Origin of the sequence: Micromonospora sp. CPCC 205546, from assembly GCF_036902715.1 — a bacterium.
Classification (GTDB): Bacteria; Actinomycetota; Actinomycetes; order Mycobacteriales; family Micromonosporaceae; genus Micromonospora.
In genome coordinates, this window is sequence record NZ_JBAKHL010000001.1 from 115,543 (window position 1) to 133,641 (window position 18,099).

Annotated in this window: 22 protein-coding genes; 8 read left to right on the plus strand and 14 right to left on the minus strand. The window is 74.2% G+C overall.

The window, feature by feature from the left end:
• Positions 1-12: 12 nt before the first annotated feature.
• Positions 13-834 carry a hypothetical protein gene (locus V6U77_RS00530; RefSeq protein ID WP_442934343.1) on the minus strand — a complete coding sequence of 274 codons (822 nt, stop codon included), beginning with the start codon at positions 832-834 and terminating at the stop codon, positions 13-15.
• Complete coding sequence (locus tag V6U77_RS00535) at positions 834-1,457, minus strand: helix-turn-helix domain-containing protein (RefSeq protein ID WP_334604046.1); 624 nt, start codon at positions 1,455-1,457, stop codon at positions 834-836. The genes V6U77_RS00530 and V6U77_RS00535 overlap by 1 nt, the downstream gene beginning before the upstream one ends.
• Positions 1,458-1,619: 162 nt before the next feature.
• Between V6U77_RS00535 and V6U77_RS00540 the strand changes: the two genes are divergently transcribed.
• Both V6U77_RS00540 and V6U77_RS00545 read left to right on the plus strand, forming a co-directional pair.
• Positions 1,620-2,261, plus strand: a complete 642-nt coding sequence (locus tag V6U77_RS00540) for a GNAT family N-acetyltransferase (protein ID WP_334604047.1) — start codon at positions 1,620-1,622, stop codon at positions 2,259-2,261.
• A gap of 107 nt (positions 2,262-2,368) precedes the next feature.
• Positions 2,369-3,166 carry an alpha/beta fold hydrolase gene (locus tag V6U77_RS00545; protein ID WP_334604048.1) on the plus strand — a complete coding sequence of 266 codons (798 nt, stop codon included), beginning with the start codon at positions 2,369-2,371 and terminating at the stop codon, positions 3,164-3,166.
• A gap of 69 nt (positions 3,167-3,235) precedes the next feature.
• Here the strand turns inward: V6U77_RS00545 and V6U77_RS00550 are convergent, their stop codons facing one another.
• The 4 genes from V6U77_RS00550 to V6U77_RS00565 all read right to left on the minus strand — a co-directional run bounded on the left by V6U77_RS00550 (position 3,236) and on the right by V6U77_RS00565 (position 6,764).
• On the minus strand, positions 3,236-4,195 hold the full coding sequence (locus V6U77_RS00550) for an asparaginase (protein ID WP_334604049.1): 960 nt from the start codon (positions 4,193-4,195) through the stop codon (positions 3,236-3,238).
• Positions 4,196-4,291: 96 nt separating this feature from the next.
• Positions 4,292-5,134 (minus strand): 3-keto-5-aminohexanoate cleavage protein, encoded by an 843-nt coding sequence (locus V6U77_RS00555; protein ID WP_334604050.1) that lies wholly within the window; start codon positions 5,132-5,134, stop codon positions 4,292-4,294.
• Between the two features lie 92 nt (positions 5,135-5,226).
• Positions 5,227-6,339 carry a CAF17-like 4Fe-4S cluster assembly/insertion protein YgfZ gene (gene ygfZ / locus V6U77_RS00560; RefSeq protein WP_334604051.1) on the minus strand — a complete coding sequence of 371 codons (1,113 nt, stop codon included), beginning with the start codon at positions 6,337-6,339 and terminating at the stop codon, positions 5,227-5,229.
• The gene (locus tag V6U77_RS00565; protein WP_334604052.1) at positions 6,336-6,764 is read right to left on the minus strand and encodes a Fur family transcriptional regulator; all 429 of its coding nucleotides are present in this window, start codon (positions 6,762-6,764) and stop codon (positions 6,336-6,338) included. The genes ygfZ and V6U77_RS00565 overlap by 4 nt, the downstream gene beginning before the upstream one ends.
• Before the next feature lie 67 nt (positions 6,765-6,831).
• Here V6U77_RS00565 and V6U77_RS00570 point away from each other — a divergent pair, with 67 nt between their 5' ends.
• The gene (locus V6U77_RS00570; RefSeq protein WP_334604053.1) at positions 6,832-7,680 is read left to right on the plus strand and encodes an aminotransferase class IV; all 849 of its coding nucleotides are present in this window, start codon (positions 6,832-6,834) and stop codon (positions 7,678-7,680) included.
• Positions 7,681-7,692: 12 nt separating this feature from the next.
• On the opposite strand, the gene V6U77_RS00575 is transcribed toward V6U77_RS00570, so the two are convergent.
• Both V6U77_RS00575 and mtfM read right to left on the minus strand, forming a co-directional pair.
• Positions 7,693-8,286, minus strand: coding sequence for an FABP family protein (locus V6U77_RS00575; protein WP_334604054.1), 594 nt, complete (start codon positions 8,284-8,286; stop codon positions 7,693-7,695).
• Positions 8,287-8,459: 173 nt separating this feature from the next.
• Entirely contained in the window at positions 8,460-8,564 is a 105-nt protein-coding gene (gene mtfM, locus V6U77_RS00580; RefSeq protein ID WP_267897534.1) for a small membrane protein MtfM, read from the minus strand.
• Between the two features lie 12 nt (positions 8,565-8,576).
• Here mtfM and V6U77_RS00585 point away from each other — a divergent pair, with 12 nt between their 5' ends.
• Genes V6U77_RS00585 through V6U77_RS00595 form a run of 3 tightly spaced genes read left to right on the plus strand, consistent with a single transcriptional unit; the run spans position 8,577 to position 11,429 of the window.
• The gene (locus tag V6U77_RS00585; RefSeq protein ID WP_334604055.1) at positions 8,577-8,951 is read left to right on the plus strand and encodes a DsrE family protein; all 375 of its coding nucleotides are present in this window, start codon (positions 8,577-8,579) and stop codon (positions 8,949-8,951) included.
• 55 nt (positions 8,952-9,006) lie between these two features.
• Positions 9,007-9,387 (plus strand): SCP2 sterol-binding domain-containing protein, encoded by a 381-nt coding sequence (locus tag V6U77_RS00590; RefSeq protein WP_334604056.1) that lies wholly within the window; start codon positions 9,007-9,009, stop codon positions 9,385-9,387.
• The gene (locus tag V6U77_RS00595; RefSeq protein WP_334604057.1) at positions 9,384-11,429 is read left to right on the plus strand and encodes an amylo-alpha-1,6-glucosidase; all 2,046 of its coding nucleotides are present in this window, start codon (positions 9,384-9,386) and stop codon (positions 11,427-11,429) included. Before V6U77_RS00590 ends, V6U77_RS00595 begins: the two co-directional genes overlap by 4 nt.
• Positions 11,430-11,437: 8 nt before the next feature.
• On the opposite strand, the gene V6U77_RS00600 is transcribed toward V6U77_RS00595, so the two are convergent.
• The 6 genes from V6U77_RS00600 to V6U77_RS00625 form a co-directional block, all read right to left on the minus strand.
• Entirely contained in the window at positions 11,438-12,292 is an 855-nt protein-coding gene (locus V6U77_RS00600) for a hypothetical protein (protein WP_334604058.1), read from the minus strand.
• A gap of 97 nt (positions 12,293-12,389) precedes the next feature.
• Positions 12,390-12,713 carry a DUF1416 domain-containing protein gene (locus tag V6U77_RS00605; protein WP_334604059.1) on the minus strand — a complete coding sequence of 108 codons (324 nt, stop codon included), beginning with the start codon at positions 12,711-12,713 and terminating at the stop codon, positions 12,390-12,392.
• Between the two features lie 3 nt (positions 12,714-12,716).
• Positions 12,717-13,565, minus strand: coding sequence for a sulfurtransferase (locus tag V6U77_RS00610; RefSeq protein ID WP_334604060.1), 849 nt, complete (start codon positions 13,563-13,565; stop codon positions 12,717-12,719).
• A gap of 205 nt (positions 13,566-13,770) precedes the next feature.
• Complete coding sequence (locus tag V6U77_RS00615; protein ID WP_325050676.1) at positions 13,771-13,848, minus strand: Ms5788A family Cys-rich leader peptide; 78 nt, start codon at positions 13,846-13,848, stop codon at positions 13,771-13,773.
• A gap of 204 nt (positions 13,849-14,052) precedes the next feature.
• A complete protein-coding gene (locus V6U77_RS00620; RefSeq protein WP_334604061.1) occupies positions 14,053-14,841 on the minus strand; it encodes an LmeA family phospholipid-binding protein in 789 nt (262 codons plus the stop codon).
• Between the two features lie 82 nt (positions 14,842-14,923).
• A complete protein-coding gene (locus V6U77_RS00625; RefSeq protein WP_334604062.1) occupies positions 14,924-15,985 on the minus strand; it encodes a hypothetical protein in 1,062 nt (353 codons plus the stop codon).
• 246 nt (positions 15,986-16,231) lie between these two features.
• Between V6U77_RS00625 and V6U77_RS00630 the strand changes: the two genes are divergently transcribed.
• Entirely contained in the window at positions 16,232-16,951 is a 720-nt protein-coding gene (locus V6U77_RS00630; protein ID WP_334604063.1) for a winged helix-turn-helix transcriptional regulator, read from the plus strand.
• An 82-nt stretch (positions 16,952-17,033) separates the two neighbouring features.
• Positions 17,034-18,023, plus strand: a complete 990-nt coding sequence (locus tag V6U77_RS00635; RefSeq protein WP_334604064.1) for a polysaccharide deacetylase family protein — start codon at positions 17,034-17,036, stop codon at positions 18,021-18,023.
• The last annotated feature ends 76 nt before the right edge of the window (positions 18,024-18,099 follow it).

The window sequence follows — 18,099 nt, forward strand, 5'->3', positions numbered from 1 at the left end:
CGGCGCGACGAACTACTCGGCGGCCGGACGGGTCCGCTTGGTGGCCCGGGGCAGCTTCGCCGACGGGGTGACGGCCTGCTCGGCGGCGGACTTGGTGGCCCGGGTGGCCTTGGTCGCCCGGGTCGTCGCCTTCTTCGCGGCTGCCGGCTTGGCCTCCAGCACCTCGGCCACCTCGGCCGGGGTCGGCACCTCGGCGGTGGCGGCCGGCTTCGCGACGTCCGGCTCAACGACGGCCGGCTTCGCGACGGACTCGACCGGGGTCGGCGCCGCGGCGGCGGTGACGGTCGGCTTCACGGCGACCTCGGCCGGCACGGTCTCGGTCTCGGTCGCCTCGATGTCGGCGTTCACGGTCTCGGCGGCCTCCAGCACGCCGGCGCCGACGACCCGCTCGCCGCGGCTGACCAGCGCGACGTACGCGGCCTGCGCCCGCTCCTGCGCGGCCTGGGCACCGGCGACCACCACGGCGGCGTTGCGGGTCGCCAGCGCCCGGAGCCGGTCCAGGTCCGCGACCTCACGCAGCCTGTCCAGGTCGGCGACCTCGCGCAGCTTGTTCAGGTCGGCGGCTTCGCGCAGGCGCTTGAGGTCCAGCTCGGTCGGGACGGCCTTCTCGCGCAGTCCGCCGGCGGTCAGGTTCGCCGTACGCAGCGTGTCGTTGGCCTTCTGGCGCAGCTCGACGCCGGTCACGACGGCCTTGCCGCCCAGGTCGGCGACGACCTTGGTGCCGAGGTCGGTCACCACGGCGGGGAGCTTGCGCAGCTGCTGGAGGGCGAGCTCCCCGGCGCCGGCGGCGGCGTAGATCGGGGCCGGGATGCGACTGGTCTTCGGCTGGGTCATCACTTCTCCTCTTCGGCCGCGTCGGCGGCCTTCCGGACCGCACTGCGGGCGGCCTTCTTCTCGGGGGTGTCGGTCAGAGCGGGAGCGGGGCCGGCCTCGGTGACGGCGACCGACTCCAGGACCGCCTCGGTCGGGGTGCCCTCCGGCGTGGTGGGGCCCGTGGCGGCGAGGTTGGCCAGGTCGGGCGCCGCCCCGGCGGGATCCGGCGCCGCCGCGCCGGGGGTCGCGTCGGGTCCGGTGGCCGGCGCCGCGCCGGTGGCCGCCGCGGTCGCCTCGGCGACCCGCACGTTCTCCCGGCGGAACGTCTCGTAGATCTGGGTGAGCGACTGCTTCTGCGCCATGGTCAGGTCGGGGTCGACGGAGATGGCCGCGAGAACGCCCTGGCCCTCCTTGTCGTCGAGCAGCCCGGCCCGCAGGTACATCGCCGGGGTGGAGACCCGCAGGGCGCTGGCGAGCTGCTGGAGCACCTCCGCGCTCGGCTTGCGCAGGCCGCGCTCGATCTGACTCAGGTACGGGTTGCTGACCCCCGCCTGCTCGGCGAGCTGCCGCAGCGAGATCTTCGCGTTGCGGCGCAGATCGCGGATGAACCCGCCGACGTCGGGAAGGTCCTTACCAGTGGCCATGACCCGACGCTAACGCGCCCTGCTAGCTCCTGCAAGCAGAACGCTAACCAGAGTTAGCGAGGTCTCACTTCCGGTTGTCTCCGCCGTCGTACCCGTCGGCGCACCGGTGGCCGCCGGAAATCCGGTGGCGGCACGGCGGTTCCGACCGCCACGATCGAACTCGTGCTCGTCGACCTGTGGCCCCTGTACGGCCTCACCATCTCCACCTCACGACTTCAGCTCCGCCTGCCCCGCGACGAGGAGCTGGCGGAACTCGCGCACCTCGCCGGCCGGGGCGTGCACCGTCCGGACGAGCGCCCGTTCCTGACACCGTGGACCGACGGCGGCCCGGAGGATCGGGCGCGCGAGGTGCTGCAGGGCCACTGGGGCCGGCTCGCCGATTGGAGTGACCCCGCGTGGCGGCTCGGGCTCGGCGTCTTCCGGGACGGCGATCCGCTCGGCGTGGTCACGCTCGGCGCATGCGACTTCCGGGTCGTCCGAGAGGTCACGACGACGTCGTGGCTCGGGATCGGACACCAGGGCATGGGCTACGGAACCGAGGCCCGCGCCGGCCTGCTCACGCTGGCCTTCGACCACCTCGACGCCCGTGCCGCGCGCACCGAGGTCTTCCAGGACAACCACTCGTCCCAGGGGGTCTCCCGCAAGCTCGGCTACGAGCACGACGGCATCTCCGTCGACGCCCGCGGTGACGAGGCCCTCGTGTCCGACCGCCTACGGCTCACCCGCCAGAAGTGGAGCCGACAGGAGCGGCCCGCGGTGACGGTCCGGGGCGTGGCGGCCTGCCTGCCGCTGTTCGGGCTCTGACCGGGATCCCCACACCACCCGGCGGGCGCGCCTGGGTCCGCTCGCCCGACGCCCGCGCCGACACCGGGCGGTTGCGCCCCCGTCCCCCCGGTGCGTACCTTGCCGCAGTGGCCAAGATCGAAGTGAACGGCGCCCTGCTCGCGTACGACGACACCGGCAGCGGCACGCCCGTGGTCCTGCTGCACGCCGGCATCGCGGACCGCCGGATGTGGCGCGAGCAGGTCGGCCCGCTGGCCGCGCGGCACCGGGTGATCGCCCTCGACCTGCGCGGCTACGGGGACTCCGAGCTGCCGCCGACCCCGTTCGCCCACCACGACGACGTGGCCGGGCTGCTCGACGCGCTCGAGATCCCCCGGGCCGCCCTGGTCGGCTGCTCGTTCGGCGGCGCCGTCGCCGTCGACACCGCGCTGGCCCACCCGGAGCGGGTCACCGCGCTGGCCCTGTTCGACACCGCCGTCTCGGGTAACGAGTGGTCCGACGAGACGAACGACCTCTGGGACAGCCTGGTGGGCGAGGTCGACCCGGAGGACTTCGCCGCCAGCGCCGCCGGTGAGGTGCGGTTCTGGGTGGTCGGCCCGGGCCGCGAGCCCGCCGACGTCGACCCGGAGCTGCTCGCCTTCGCCCGCGAGATGGACCAGCGGGCGCTCGCCGCCGAGCTGGCGCTCAGCGCGGTCGACGTCGCCGAACTCGACCCGCCCGCGACCGGCCGCCTCGGCGAGCTGCGGATGCCTGTCCTGGTGGGCGCCGGCGCCGCCGACGTGCCCGACATCCGCCGGCTCGCCGACCGGATCGCCGCCGAGGCGCCCGCCGGCGTCCGCCTGCCCGACGTGCCGGACGCCGGCCACCTGCTGCCGCTGGAGCGACCCGCCCCGGTCAACGCCGCCCTGCTCGACTTCCTGCCCTGAGATTTGCGCCGTCGTCGACGGTGGCCGGGGGCGGCGAACCCGTTGATCGCCGCGTGACGGGCGGGGCGGTCACCAGAGGGAGCGCACCGCGCCGACCGGCAGGCCGCCGCCGAAGATCGGCAGCTCGGCGTACTCGGCCAGCACCGGGGCGTCCAGCCCGAGCCGGCGCAGGGCGGAGACGAGCACCGGCATCCGGGCGCGGCCCGCGCCGTCGTCGACCTTGAGTGCGACCGCCCCGACGCCGGGCACCGCGGCGGCGATGACTCCCTCGGCGCCCACCTTGGCGAGCAGCCCGGGAACCCCGTGCATGAGCCGGCTGTCCTCGGCCCGCGTGCCGCCGACCAGGTCCGGGTGCGCGCGCATGGCGTCGGCGACCGTGCGCGGCACGGAGCCGGGCTCCGCCGAGACGAGCCGGAGGTACGCCCCGGCCAGCCCGGTCAGCGACACGGCGAGGACCGGGGCGCCGCAGCCGTCCACCCCGGTCGCCGCGGCCCGCTCACCGGTGAACTCCTCCACCGCGTCGCGCAGCCGCTGCTGCAACGGGTGCTCCGGGCGCCAGTACCCGTCGAGCGGCCAGCCGGCCGCCAGGCAGGTCAGCAGCATCCCGCTGTGCTTGCCGGAGCAGTTCATCTGCGTACGGGTGGGACCGCCGCCGGCCCGCAGCACGGCCGTGCGCGCCTCGTCGCCCACCGGCAGGTCCGGCGGGCAGTGCAGGGCCGACTCGTCCAGCCCGGCGCGGGCCAGCAGCGCGCCGACGCGGGCCAGGTGGAAGTCCTCCCCGGCGTGGCTGGCCGAGATCAGCGCCACGTCGGCGGGGTCGGCCAGCGCCAACCCGGCGCGGAGCATCCCGACCGCCTGCATCGGCTTGTTGGACGAGCGGGGGAATACCGGGGAGGTCACGTCCCCGGCGCCGGTCACCGTCGCACCGGCGGCGTCGAGCACCACCACCGAGCCCCGGTGCACGCCCTCGACGAACCCCGACCGGACCACCTCGGCGAGCGGCGCGCCGCCCTCGTACGTCTTTCCCACAAGGTGGAAGGTACCGGCATCGCCGGCCGCGCCCGCCAGGCGGGTGAGCAGGACCTCGGCGGCCCCGTGTACAGCAGCGCCGGCCGGGGTCGCCGCTTACCGCCCGGCGGCCGGCAGGCCGAGCAGACCGCGCGCCTCGGCGGTGGTCAGCGGCGGCCGCTGGGCGAGCTGGGCGAAGCCGACCGCCCGGGCGACGAGCTGCATGTTGGACTCGACCGGGCGGCCCTTGGCGTACGTCACCGTGTCCTCCATGCCGACCCGCAGGTGCCCGCCGGCCGAGAGCGAGGCCAGCATGACCGGGATGGTGCTGCGGCCGATGCCGGTGGCCGAGAAGGTGGTGCCCTCGGGCAGGTCGCGCAGCGCCTGGTGGGCGGCGACCAACGCCGGCGTGGTGCCCGGCATGCCGCCCGGCACGCCCATCACGAAGTCGACGTGCACGTGCCCGCCGGCCGGCAGCCCGTACTTGCCGAGCAGCCGTTGCAGGGCGCTCAGGTGACCGAGGTCGAAGATCTCGTACTCGGGCACGATGCCGCGCTCCTGCATCCGGGTGTGCAGGTCGACGATGAACTCCCAGCGGTTGAGGAAGACGTCGTCACCGAAGTTGAGCGTGCCCATCGTGCAGGAGGCCATGTCCGGCCCGGCGTCGAGCACCGCGAGCCGGGCCGCCTCCGGGTCGGTGACCGCGCCACCCGAGCTGAGCTGCACGATGAGGTCGGTGTTCTCCCGCAGTGCCGCCACGGTCTCCCGCAGCCGCCCCTGGTCCAGGGTGGGCCGCGCCTCGTCGTCGCGGATGTGGACGTGGATCACGGCGGCACCGAGCGCCTCGCACTCCTTGGCGGTCAGCAGCAGCTCGTCGAGCGTCACCGGCAGCGCCGGCACCTCGGCCTTGGCCGACTCCGCGCCGGTGGGGGCAACCGTGATCAACGTCCCTGTCGTCATGCCCGGATCCTAGACCGAGGTCGGCGAGCCAGTCGACCGGAACTTTTCCGGCCTGAGCACCGTAGAGCAGAGATTCTTTCGCCGACGAGCGGTCAGGCCGGATCGATCGCGGCGGCGGACTCCCCCACCAGGAGGCGGGCGTCGTCGGCGACGTTGCGCTTGACGACGGCCAGGGCGACCTGACCCAGTTCGTGGTGGTGCACGGCCGTGCCGACGAAGCCGACCGCCCGCCCGTCGAGGGTCACCGGAGTGCCGGCGACCGGCGGCTGGTCGGTGGTCACCCCGTCCAGGTGCAGCAGTACGAGCCGACGCGGCGGGCGGCCCATGTTGTGCACCCGGGCCACGGTCTCCTGACCCCGGTAGCAGCCCTTGTCCAGGTGGACGGCGCGGGCGACGAGGTCCACCTCGGCCGGGATGGTCCGGTGGTCGGTGTCCACCCCGACCCGGGCCCGTCGGGCGGCCACCCGCACCGCCTCGTACGCCCACAGCCCCGCGACCGGCACCCCGTCGCCCCGCAGCTCGGTGACCACCTGCTCCATCGCGGCCCGGGGCACCAGCAGGTCCACGCCGAGCGGGCCCCGACGCGCCCAGCCGCCCACGGGCAGCGGGCGCACGTCGTACAGCGCGGTCGGCCGTGGCGGCAGCTCGCCGGCGCGGAACTTCGGACCCGGCACCGCGACGACGTCGGGCGCGGCCAGCCCGGTCACACCCAGGATCTCCACGGCGGCGGGCGCCTCCGGCCCGACCAGTGAGAGCAGCGCGTGCTCGGCGGTGACGTCGCGCGGCTCGACCTTGCTGAAGAAACGCATCCGCTCCAGGTACGCCAGCAGAGCCCCGGTGGCCCCCGGCTCGGTGTCGAGCCAGGTGGTGATGCCGTCCTCGGCGACCATGGCGTGCTGCTCGACGTGCCCGTGCGGCGAGAGCACCAGCAGCTCGGTGCCCTGACCGGCGCCGAGCTGCGCCAGATGCTGGCTGGTGAGGGTGTGCAGCCAGCCGATCCGCTCCTCGCCCGGCACCGCGACGACGCCCCGGTGCGACCGGTCGACCAGCCCCACCGCCGTGTCGAGGGTGCGCTGCTCGCGCATCGGGTCGCCGTAGTGCGCCGCCACGCCCCGCACGCCGGCCGCCGCGTGCGCCGGCTCCGGCTGGTCCCGGCTGGCCTCGTCGATGCTCTCGACGCTCACCGCGCCCGCGATCTCGATCATTTCCGGTCCCCGTTCTCGCAGCGGCCGCAGACCCCGAAGAACGACACGTGGCCGATGTCCACCCGGAATCCACGCTGGCTCGCCAACTCGTCGGCCAGCGGGCGCAGCAGCTCCGGATCCATCTCGTCGATCGCGCCGCAGTCCCGGCAGACCAGGTGGACGTGCTGGTCCTCGCCGGCCGCGTGGTAGGTCGGCGAGCCGTGCGAGAGATGGGTGTGGGTGACCAGGCCGAGTCGTTCCAGCAGCTCCAGCGTGCGGTAGATGGTGGTGATGTTGACCCCTGCGGCGACCTCCCGGACGGCTGTGTGCACCTGCTCCGGGGTGGCGTGCCCCAGGTCCAGCACGGCCTGGAGGATCAACTGCCGTTGCGCCGTCAGCCGCAGCCCACGGGCGCGGAGCATTTCCGCGAGGGAGGATTCGGACACCGTCCGATCATAGTTCGCCGCGCCGCGTCCGCCGCCCGTCGACCGGTCGCCGCTACGCTCGGCGGTCATGGTGACGCCGAGGACCGCCGTGCCGGGGCGGGGGCTGGTGCCGCCCGGTGAGCCGGTGCTGCGCGGCGACGACCGGGGCGTGCTGCACGGCGACGGGCTGTTCGAGACGATGCACCTGCGCGACGGGCAACCCTGGCTGCGCGACGCGCACCTGGCCCGGCTGGCCCGGTCGTCGGCGGCCGTCGACCTCGCGCTGCCCGCCGTCGAGGTGCTGGTGGAACTGCTGGACGCCGTGTGCGCCGGCTGGCCGGTCGAGGTGGAGGGGGCACTGCGGCTGGTCTGCACGCGGGGCCCGGAGGACGGTGGCCCGCCCACCGTCTACGCCACGCTGGCCGAGGTGCCGGCGGCGGCCCGGGCGGCGCGCCGGGACGGGATCACCGTGGCGACCCTGCCGCTGGGGGTCGCGGCGCGGGCCCGCGCCGAACTCGACTGGCTGCCGGCCGGGATCAAGTCCACCTCGTACGCGGTGAGCACCGCCGCCCGCCGCTGGGCCGCCCGCGCCGGCGTGGACGACGCGCTCTGGGTCTCCTCCGACGGGTACGCGCTGGAAGGGCCCACGGCCAACCTGGTGTGGCTGACCGGCGACACCCTCTGCACGGTGCCCGCCGCCGGGACCGGCATCCTGCCGGGCGTGACCGTCGCGTGGCTGCTCGCGCACGCCCCCGGGCTGGGCCTGCGCGCCGCCGAGCGCCTGGTCACCCCGGCCGAGCTGCGTACCGCCGACGGCGCCTGGTTCAGCTCGTCGGTCCGGGGCCTCGCGGAGATCCGCACCCTGGACGCCGTCCCGCTGCGCCGCTGCGCGCGCACCCCCGACCTCCAGGCGCTGCTGGGCTTTCCCCGCCCGTGACCTCGGGCGGGGTCAGCCGGCCACCCGGGTGAGGCGTGCGGAGAGGTGCGGGGAGAGGGGATGCCCGACGGCCGCCATCTCCTGGGCGTAGAGCAGGGCACCCTCGACGATGCCGAAGAGGCGGTGCCCGGCCGTCACCTCCTTGGCGGTCGACGTGCGGACCACCGCGTCGGTGACGAACTCGATCTGGGTGCCCTTGCGCTTGCCGATGTGCAGCTCCATCACCCCGGTGGGGACGGTCATCAGCGCTTCCAGCTCGTCGGTGACCCGGTCGCCGTCCAGCACCGGCCGCCACCAGCCGACCTCGCGGCCCGCCGGGCGGACCGGCCGGCTCTGCTCGTCGAGCAGCCAGGCACGGGACTCGTAGAACAGGAACGGCCGGCCGTCGTGGCTGATCCGGATCTCCTGCGCGAAGTCGAAGTCCTCGATGGTGGGGAAGCCGCCCCGCCCCCGGCCGCGCCACACCCCGACGTACGGCAGCAGGCCGTCCAGCGTCGGGTGCAGCTTCGGGCCGACGCGCAGGTCGTGGCTCTCCTCGTACGGGTACGGGTCGACCGGCGGCGCGTTCAGCCACGGCGGTGGCTGCAGGGGGTTCTCGTCGCTCACCGGGCCACCTTCGTTCGCGACTGCGGGGCTCGCAGACCCGGCTCACTCCTCGCGCTCACCGGGCCACCTTCGTTCGCGACTGCGGGGCTCGCAGACCCGGCTCACTCCTCGCGCTCACCGGGCCACCTTCGTTCGCGACTGCGGGGCTCGCAGACCCGGCTCACTCCTCGCGCTCACCAGCGTCCTCTCGATATGCGTACGGCCAGGTAGACCAGGCCACCGGCGAGCGCGCCCAGGCCGGCGACCAGCAGGCTGACGAACCCGATCTCGGTAACCATCGCGGACATCCTATGCTGGGCCCCATGGCCCGCACTCTCGTCGTCAAGGCCACCGCCGGGGCGGACGCCCCGGAGCGGTGCGCCCAGGCCTTCACCGTCGCCGCCACCGCGGCCGCCGCCGGGGTGCACGTGTCGCTCTGGCTCACCGGGGAGTCGACCTGGTTCGCCCTGCCCGGCCGGGCGCAGGAGTTCGACCTGCCGCACTCGGCCCCACTGGGCGAGCTGCTGCACGTGATCCTGACCACCGGCACGGTGACCGCCTGCACCCAGTGCGCCGCCCGACGGGACATCGGGCCGGACGACGTGCTGCCGGGCGTCCGCATCGCCGGCGCCGCGGTCTTCGTGGAGGAAGCCATGGCCGAGGGGACGCAGGCGCTGGTCTACTGACGGCGGCCCGCCGATACCGACCCGGACACGTCGGGCGGATGCCTACGATTCGGGTGTGACCGAGGCGACGGAGCGATTCTTCGAATCACTGCCGGCGCGCGCCCCCGAGGTGCTGGTCAGTCCGGTCAGCGGGACGCTGCAGATCGACCTCGCGCAGGACGACCAGACGGTGCACTGGCTGGTCCACCTACGCCAGGGCGAGATCGACGTGAGCCGCGACCGGGGACCCGCCGACGCGATCTGGTACACCAGCGCCGACCTGTTCGACCGGCTCGTCACCGGCCGGGCCCAGGCGATCTCGTCGGTGTTCCGCAACGAGAGCAGCTTCAGCGGCGACGTCGTGCTCTTCCTGCTGTTCCACCGGTTCTTCCCCGACCCACCCGGCACCCGGGACCCCCGCACGGTCGCCCGCGAACAGGTCGGGCGCCTGCGGTGAAGGACCTGGTCAGCATCCTGGACGGCAACACCTTCCTGGTCAGCGACGACCGCGGCGACATCGAGCCGTCCCTCGACTTCCCGACCGGGCTCTTCTCGTTCGACACCCGGCACCTCTCGACCTGGCTGCTGACCCTCGACGGTGAACGGCTGCACCCCCTCTCCGTCGACACCGCGGAGTCCTTCCGCACCCGGTTCTTCCTCGTCCCGGGCGAACCGACGCACTACCTGGACGCGAAGGTCTCGATCATCCGGAGCCGGGCCATCGGCGGCAGCTTCGAGGAGGAGCTGACGCTGCTCAACCACTCGGGGAAGGAGACGGAGTTCGTCGTCCACCTCGACATGGCCGCCGACTTCGCGGACCTCTTCGAGATCAAGCACGCCCGGCACAAGCAGGGCCTCACCACCGCCACCGTCGGCGACGGGGAGCTGCGCCTGGGCTACCGCCGGGAGCGGTTCCACCGCGAGACGGTGATCAGCACCAGCGCGCCCGCGCACATCGAGGTCTCCGGCATGACGTACCGGGTCCGGGTCGGCCCGCACGGCGAGTGGAAGACCCGGTTGCACGTGTCGACCATCGTCCACGGCGCGCGCGGCGAGGACATCCGGGCCAACCTCCCGCAGTACATGGGCAGTCGCAACCCGGACGCGATCCGGGCCGAGCAGAACGAGGTCCTCGCCCGGGCGCCGAAGCTCGGCTGCGACTGCCAGCCGCTGGCCGGGGCGTACCGGCAGAGCCTCAACGACCTGGCGGCGCTGCGCTACGAGTCGATCACCCTCGGCGTACGCCTGGTGGCCGCCGGCCTGCCGTGGTTCATGACCCTGTTCGGCCGGGACAGCATCATCACCTCGCTCCAGGTGGTGCCCTTCCTGCCGGAGCTGATCCCGCCGACCCTCATGATGCTGGCCGGCCTGCAGGGGCACCGGATCGACGACTTCCGGGACGAGGAGCCGGGCAAGATCCTGCACGAGCTGCGCTACGGCGAGACGGCGGGCTTCGAGGAACAACCCCACTCGCCGTACTACGGCTCGGCCGACTCGACCCCGCTGTTCGTCATCCTGCTCGACGAGTACGAGCGGTGGACCGGCGACGACAAGCTGATACGGGGCCTGGAAGCGCAGGCCCGGGCCGCCCTCGCCTGGATCGACACGTACGGGGACCTGCTCGGCACCGGCTACCTCTGGTACCAGACCCGCAACCCGGACACCGGGTTGGCGAACCAGTGCTGGAAGGACTCCTGGGACGCGATCTCGTACCGCGACGGCCGGTTCCCCGGTTTCCCCCGCGCCACCTGCGAGCTCCAGGGCTACGCGTACGACGCGAAGATCCGCGGTGCCCGGATGGCCCGGAAGTTCTGGGGCGACCCCGCGTACGCCGACCGGCTGGAGCGGGAGGCGGCCGAGCTGAAGATCCGGTTCAACCGGGACTTCTGGATCCCCGACCGGGGGTACTACGCGCTCGCCCTGGACTCCGACGGGCGGCAGGTGGACGCCCTCACCTCCAACATCGGGCACCTGCTCTGGAGCGGCATCGTGGACGAGTCACGGGCCGGGCGGATCGCCGCGCACCTGATGGGGCCGCGGCTCTACTCCGGGTGGGGCGTCCGCACGCTCGCCACCGACGAGGGGCGGTACAACCCCGTGGGCTACCACGTCGGGACGGTGTGGCCGTTCGACAACTCGATCATCGCCTGGGGACTGTGGCGGTACGGCTTCCGCAGGGAGGCCGGGCAGATCTGCGACGCGATGCTGGCCGCGTCGCGCTTCTTCGACGGGCGGCTGCCGGAGGCCTTCGCCGGCTACGATCGGGCCCTCACCGACTATCCGGTGGAGTATCCCACCGCGTGCAGCCCGCAGGCCTGGTCGGCGGGCACGCCACTGCTGCTGCTCCGGGTGATCCTGGGGCTGGAGCCGCAGGGCGACCACCTGATCATCGATCCCGCCGTGCCCGAGGGGATGGGGCGCGTCGAGCTGCTCGACATCCCCGGCCGCTGGGGCCACGTCGACGCCCTCGGCCGCAGCCGCACCCCGCGCGGTCGCTGACCCAGCGGTCAGGCGGGGCAGCCGGTGTTGGCCGAGACGACGATCCGGTCGCCGGAGAGGTCGGCGACGACGGTGACCGGGCCACGCCGGTAGGCGTACGCCTGTGGGGCGTCCAGCACCGGGACGCGGGTGACGGGGGCCAGGGCGGCGGCCGGGGACGCGGGGGCCTCGACGCCGGCGGAGCGCGCGGAGCGGGCGGTGCCGCCGCCGGGGCAGGGCGCGGTGACCAGCTCGGGGGCCGGACCGGCCGGAGCCCCGAGGGCCCGCAGCGCCTCCCCGAGGGCGTCGGTCTCCGCAGCGGCGGCACCGGCCGCGGGTACGTCGTAGCCGTCGCCCACCGGCCGGCAGCCGGTGTCGGCGATCAGCCGGACCCGGCCGTCCTCCGCGACCCCGCCGGAGACGGTGACGAACTCGCCCGCGTCGGCGCGTAACCGGGGACCGTCCGAGGTGCTGCGGACCCCCGCCTGCCAGTCCGCCGGCAGCCGGTCGGCGACCTGCTCCAGCAGCGTCGCCTCCCCGCCCGCCGCGACGAAGACGTCCACCCCGCGTGACAGGTCGGCGCCGTCGGCGAACGGGGTGACCCGACAGCCACGGTCGATCTCGGGCGGGGTCAGCACGGCGGTGTCGCCGGCCGCCGCGACCAGTGCCCCGACCGCGCGGTCGACGACGCGACCGGCCTCGGTCAGGGTGCGCTGCTCCCGGACGGTCGGCGGGTCGTCGCGCACCGACGTCCAGGTCAGCGCCGCCAGCAGCACCGCCCAGGCCACCGTGCCGGCCAGCAGCCAGGGCAGCCACCGCCGGGGGGACGCCGGCCGACCGGGACCGGTAGGCGGGGCCTGCCCCGCCGCTTCCACGCCGTTCACGGGGGCAATCGTGTCACGCCGCCCGGCCGCGCCCGGAGACGGTCGTGGCCCGCCACCTGCGAAGGGGACGGGCCACGGGCCGATCTGGGCGCGGGGGTCAGGAGGCGACCGTGACGGCGACCTCGTTGATGCCCCGGGCGGCGGTCACGGCGGTGTCGCCGTTGCCCTGCCGGGAGAGCGCCCGCAGGGTCCAGGAACCCGGCGCGGCGAAGAACCGGAACTGGCCGGCCGGCGAGGTCACCACCTCGGCGGTGAACTCGCCGGTCGAGTCCAGCAGGCGGACGTACGCGCCCGGGACGGCCTCGCCCGCGGCGGAGCGGACGACGCCGGTGATCACGGTCTCCTTCTCCAGGTCCAGGCTCGCGGGCAGCGGGGCGGCCTGGTCGGGAGCGGCGCAGCCGGCAGCGGTGGGTGCGGTCATGGCTCAGGCCTCCCCGGGCTCGTCGCCGAGCGCGACCGGCACGCCGACGAGCGAGCCGTACTCGGTCCAGGATCCGTCGTAGTTCTTCACGTTGCGGTGCCCGAGCAGCTCCTGGAGCACGAACCAGGAGTGCGAGGAGCGCTCGCCGATGCGGCAGTACGCGATGGTCTCGCGGCTGTCGTCGAGCCCCGCGTCGGCGTAGATCCTGCGCAGCTCGTCGTCGGACTTGAAGGTGCCGTCCTCGTTGGCCGCCCTGGACCACGGCACGCTGATCGCCGTGGGGATGTGCCCGGCCCGCTGCGCCTGCTCCTGCGGCAGGTGGGCGGGGGCGAGCAGCCGGCCGGCGAACTCGTCGGGGCTGCGCACGTCGACCAGGTTCTTGGTGCCGATGGCGGCCACGACCTCGTCGCGGAAGGCCCGGATCGAGGTGTCCGGCTCCTGCGCCACGTACCGCGTCGCCGGACGGGTCACCGCGTCGCGGACCAGCGGACGGGCGTCGAGCTCCCACTTCTTGCGACCGCCGTCGAGCAGCTTCACGTCGCGGTGACCGTAGAGCTTGAAGTACCAGTACGCGTACGCGGCGAACCAGTTGTTGTTGCCGCCGTAGAGGATCACGGTGTCGTCGTTGCTGATGCCCCGCTCGGAGAGCAGCGCCTCGAACTGGCTCTTGTTGACGAAGTCCCGGCGCACCTGGTCCTGGAGGTCGGTCTTCCAGTCCAGCTTGACGGCGCCGGCGATGTGGCCGGTGTCGTAGGCCGAGGTGTCCTCGTCGACCTCGACGAAGACGACGCCCGGGGCGTCGAGGTTCTTCTCGGCCCATTCGGCCGAGACGAGTGCGGTGTCGCGACTCATCAGATCACTCCCTGGTGCAGATGAATGGTGAACCAGCACGGTGGCATCGAAAATCACGATGATCGCACCACGCGCAGGATCCACGGTTGGACGGATCTCGGGTTTGTGCGACGGCGCCGCTGCCGGGCGTTGGGAGAGAGCACGGGAGGAGAAAGAGCTCCTGCGTGCCGATGGCCGCGCCAGGCGGCCTAGGACAGCCCCGCCGTCAGATGGCGGGGCGACACAGGCAGGTGGCCACGCGGCACAGGTCGACCGCGCGCCGTTTGGTGAGGAGCGTCCCCATGAGCAGGGAGCCTATCAGTCGGGCGCGTGGGCGCCACCGGGCCGACCAGCATCCGGGACACCCCGGGCGGGGCACCCGGGCTCCGGCCGCGCGGCGCTCCGGCACGGCGCGCCGCGCGCGTCGTCGCCGGGAACAGCCGGGGCACCGCGCGGGTCAGCGGGAGCCGCGCCGGTCGTCGCCGGGAACAGCCGGGAGCCGCGCGGGTCAGCCGGTGGCGGAGTTGATCGGCACGTTCCTGGCGTCCGCGGTGACGGCCAGCCCCTCGGGCAACGGCCGGACCTCCCGGACAGCGAGTTGGAACGGCAGCTCGGGCAAAGGCACGTCGATGGAGATGCTGCGGGCGTAGTTGTTCAACAGGGTCCGGGCCAGCGGCAGGTTCGGCAGGCCGTCGGCGTTCAGGTCGTTGAAGCGCAGCGCCACCTTGCCCTCCTTGCCGACCGTGACGTCGGCGGTGCCGGTCACGGTGAGCCGCTTACCGAGGATGTCGACCGGGGCGGTGACGGCCAGCCGGCCGTTCTGCTCGCCGAGGGTCAACCCCGGCCGGTCGAGCAGCTTGGCGAGGCTGTCGTAGCTGATGGTGCCCGTTCCGTCGACCGTCTCGGCGACCACGTCGCCCTGGCCGGAACGGATGGTGTCGAGCGAGGCGCGCACGTTGCGGGCGTCCACGTCGAGCTTCGGCAGCGCCACCGCGTCGCCCCGCACCGAGCCCTGCACGTCACGCAGCGCGATGGAGATGCGCTCGTAGCGGCCGTCGAGCACCTGGGTCAGGAACGGGACCCCGCCGACCTCCACCTCCGGCGGCGAGGACTGCGCCCCCTGCTTGGCGATCTCCTGCCGGACCTGGTCGGCGATGGCCCGCTCGGCCACGCCGACCGCGACCCGGTCGGCCACCACGATCAGGCCACCGAGGACCAGCAGCAGCACGACGAGGGTGATGAGCACCTTGCGCCCGCGTCGCCGGGGCCGCTCCTCGTACGTGTCGTCGTGCGCCACGCCGCCTCCTGTTCGTCAATGCCGGGGGTGCCGCGGAGCGGCCCATCGGTGGTACCCGGACGGGGAAAACCTCAACCCGGTGTCAGAGAACGAGCTTGCACATGGCGTACGCGGCCGGCGCGGCCAGGGCGAAGCCGCCGAGCGGCCCCTGCATGTGCCGGGCCACCCACATGGTCGGCGGCTCCCCCGCCATCAGCCGGCCCGCCTCGGCGTAGCCGACGGCGAGGTCGGCCAGTACGGCGGCGACCGCCGTGACCAGCCCGATGATCGCGGCCCGGGTCGGGGTGAAGGGCGTCACCAGGTAGCCGCCGAGGAGGGCGCTGACCAGCGTGCCGGCCATCGCGCCGGCGACCACGCCGGCCGCGCCCCGGGGCACCTGGGGGGCCAGCCGGGGCCACGGGGCCACGGCGTCGGTCAGCCGGGCGACGGTGAGCGCGACGGCGCTGGCGGTGAGGCACACCGTGATGGCCTGCGTGCCCGCCGGGATCCGGCTGAGCACGATCAGGGTGGCGAAGGCGACGACACCGACCACGACCAGCAGGGTGCTGCCCAGCGAGTCGGTCACCCGCACCCGGTCGACCCGCCGGACGAGCTGGCCGAGCACACCGAGGACGAAGCCGCCCGCCGCCACGTAGCCCAGCGGCGCCAGGCCGGCGACGTCCGTCTGCACGGCCGCCGTGTCGGCCGCCACCGCGGCGGCGACGCTGACCGCGGCCACCAGCAGCAGCGCGGGCGGGCGCATGGCCATCGTCCAGGCCAGCACGAAGAGCAACTGGACGCCGAGGATGACGAACGCGAAGGGCAGCCGGTGCCCCGGGCCGGAGGTCTGGGCCCCGAGCACCAGACCCACCCCGAGCAGGACGGCGAACCCGGCGACCGTCAGCGCGAGCGGGCGACGCACCTCGACCGGCTCGATTGGCTCCTCGTCCGGCTCGTCGTCCGGCTCGTCGTCGGGCCGTCGGGCCGGCTCGCCGGCGCGACGGGCGCGGCGGGGGCCGGTGCGCTCCTGGCGCTCGCCGTCGTCGTCCGGGGTCGGCCCGGTGCGCGGCGCCGGCGGCTGGCCACGGGAGGGATCGGACGGCCCGGGACGGGGCCCGTCGGGCCACTGGTCGCGGCCGGTCTCGGGCGAGCTGGAGGGAAACACGCCCCGATCGTGCCAGACCCGCCGGCCGTCGCGGGTGCCACGGTTTCCGCAACGTTAAAACCTGGGGCACGATCACGGGCAAGCCGGGCAAACGGGAAAGGACGCGGAGGTGCGGCCGAGGCGATCCGTTACGCTCGAGCCGCTACCCCGACCCGTCAGTGACGCCGGGACCCACGCAAGTTCATCAGCGCCACACCCGTTGCGGAGTGCGCTGGTCGCGCGCGGCCGACGGCCGCCGGGACGGAGGTGATCGTGGAGATCCTGCTGCTGGTGACACCTCGCGCAGGCGAGCCGTCCGCAGTGCTGCCGGCGCTCGACCTGCTGCCGCACTCGGTGCGCACCGCGCCACGCGACGTGCGCACCCTGGTCGCCGGCCCGAGTCCGGACGCGGTGCTGGTCGACGCCCGCTCCGAACTGAGCGAGGCCCGGGCGACCTGCCGGATGCTGCACGCCACCGGGCTCGGGGTGCCGCTGGTCGCGGTGGTCACCGAGGCCGGCCTGATCGCGCTCAACGCCGACTGGGGCGTCGACGACGTCATCCTGGCCGCCGCCGGCCCGGCCGAGGTGGAGGCCCGGCTGCGGCTCGCCGTCGGACGGCTGAGCAACGCCACCGCCGGGTCCGGCGGCTCGATCCGCGCCGGCGAGCTGACGATCGACCCGGACACCTACGCCGCGAAGCTCAAGGGCCGACCGCTCGACCTCACCTACAAGGAGTTCGAGCTGCTGAAGTTCCTGGCCCAGCACCCGGGCCGGGTGTTCACCCGCGACCAGCTCCTGCGGGAGGTCTGGGGCTACGACTACTTCGGCGGCACCCGCACCGTCGACGTGCACGTGCGGCGGCTGCGGGCCAAGCTCGGCTCCGAGTACGAGTCGATGATCGGCACGGTCCGCCAGGTGGGTTACAAGTTCGTCGTACCGCCGTCGCGTTCCCTGCCCGAGAGCGAGCGCGCGCCCCTGCCGGCCTGAACCTCCCCGCTCCTCCGAGGCTTTACCCATTTGCCCCTTTCGCGTTGCTAGCCGGTTCTATTCTGATTGCCGGGTTTGCGACATGCGAGGGGGCAACGGGGTGCGCATCGACCACGGGAGCGGCGGCGGATCCGCACGGACGGGCCCACTGATCCGAGATCCCTCGGCCGTACGCACCATCGGTCTCGTCACGCTCGTCGTCGCCGCGCTGCTCGGCTCCGCGTACGCCCTCGGGCGCAGCCTGGTCCCCGACCCGCCGACCTCCCGATCCAGCGTGACCACCAGCGCCACCGGCCCGCACTACGCCGACCAGCCACCGGCGGACGACACCGCGCGGCGTACGCCGACGGGCGACCCGGGCACCGCCCCGGCCACCGCCCCGGCCAGCGACCCGGGCACCGCCCCGACGGAGGCCGGGCAGGAGGGCGACACCGGGCCCGACGGCGCGCCGCAGCCGGGCCCGGCCGACGGGCCGTTCGGCACGCAGACCACCAGCGGCACCGCGCTGGTCGCGCTGACCTTCGACGACGGGCCGGACCCGCAGTACACCCCGCAGGTGCTCGCCCTGCTCCGCCAGCACCAGGTGCGGGCCACCTTCTGCGTGGTCGGCGAGAACGCGCAGCGCCACCCGGACCTGATCCGGGCCATCGCGGCCGACGGGCACACCCTGTGCAACCACAGCTGGAACCACGACGTCACCCTCGGCCAGCGCTCGCTCGGCGCCATCCGGGCGGACCTGCTCCGCACCAGTGCGGCGATCCGGGCGGCGGTGCCCGACGCGCCGATCGCGTACTACCGGCAGCCCGGCGGCGCGTGGACGGGCCAGGTGGTGTCGGTGTCCCACGAGCTCGGCATGACGCCGCTGCACTGGACCGTGGACCCGGAGGACTGGGAGGTGCCGGGAGCCGGCCGGATCGCGGCGACGGTCGTCGCGGGCGTCGTACCCGGCTCGGTCGTGCTGCTGCACGACGCCGGCGGCGACCGGCAGGGCACGGTGGACGCGTTGCACCACATCCTGCCGGAGTTGACCAGCCGGTTCGAGGTGGAGGCGCTGCCCCGCGGGGCGACATGAGCCGGCACGTGGACGCGCGCGCCCGCGCGGGACGTCCGCCGGGCAGCCGGCGACCGGTCCGAGCGCGGCGGCGCCG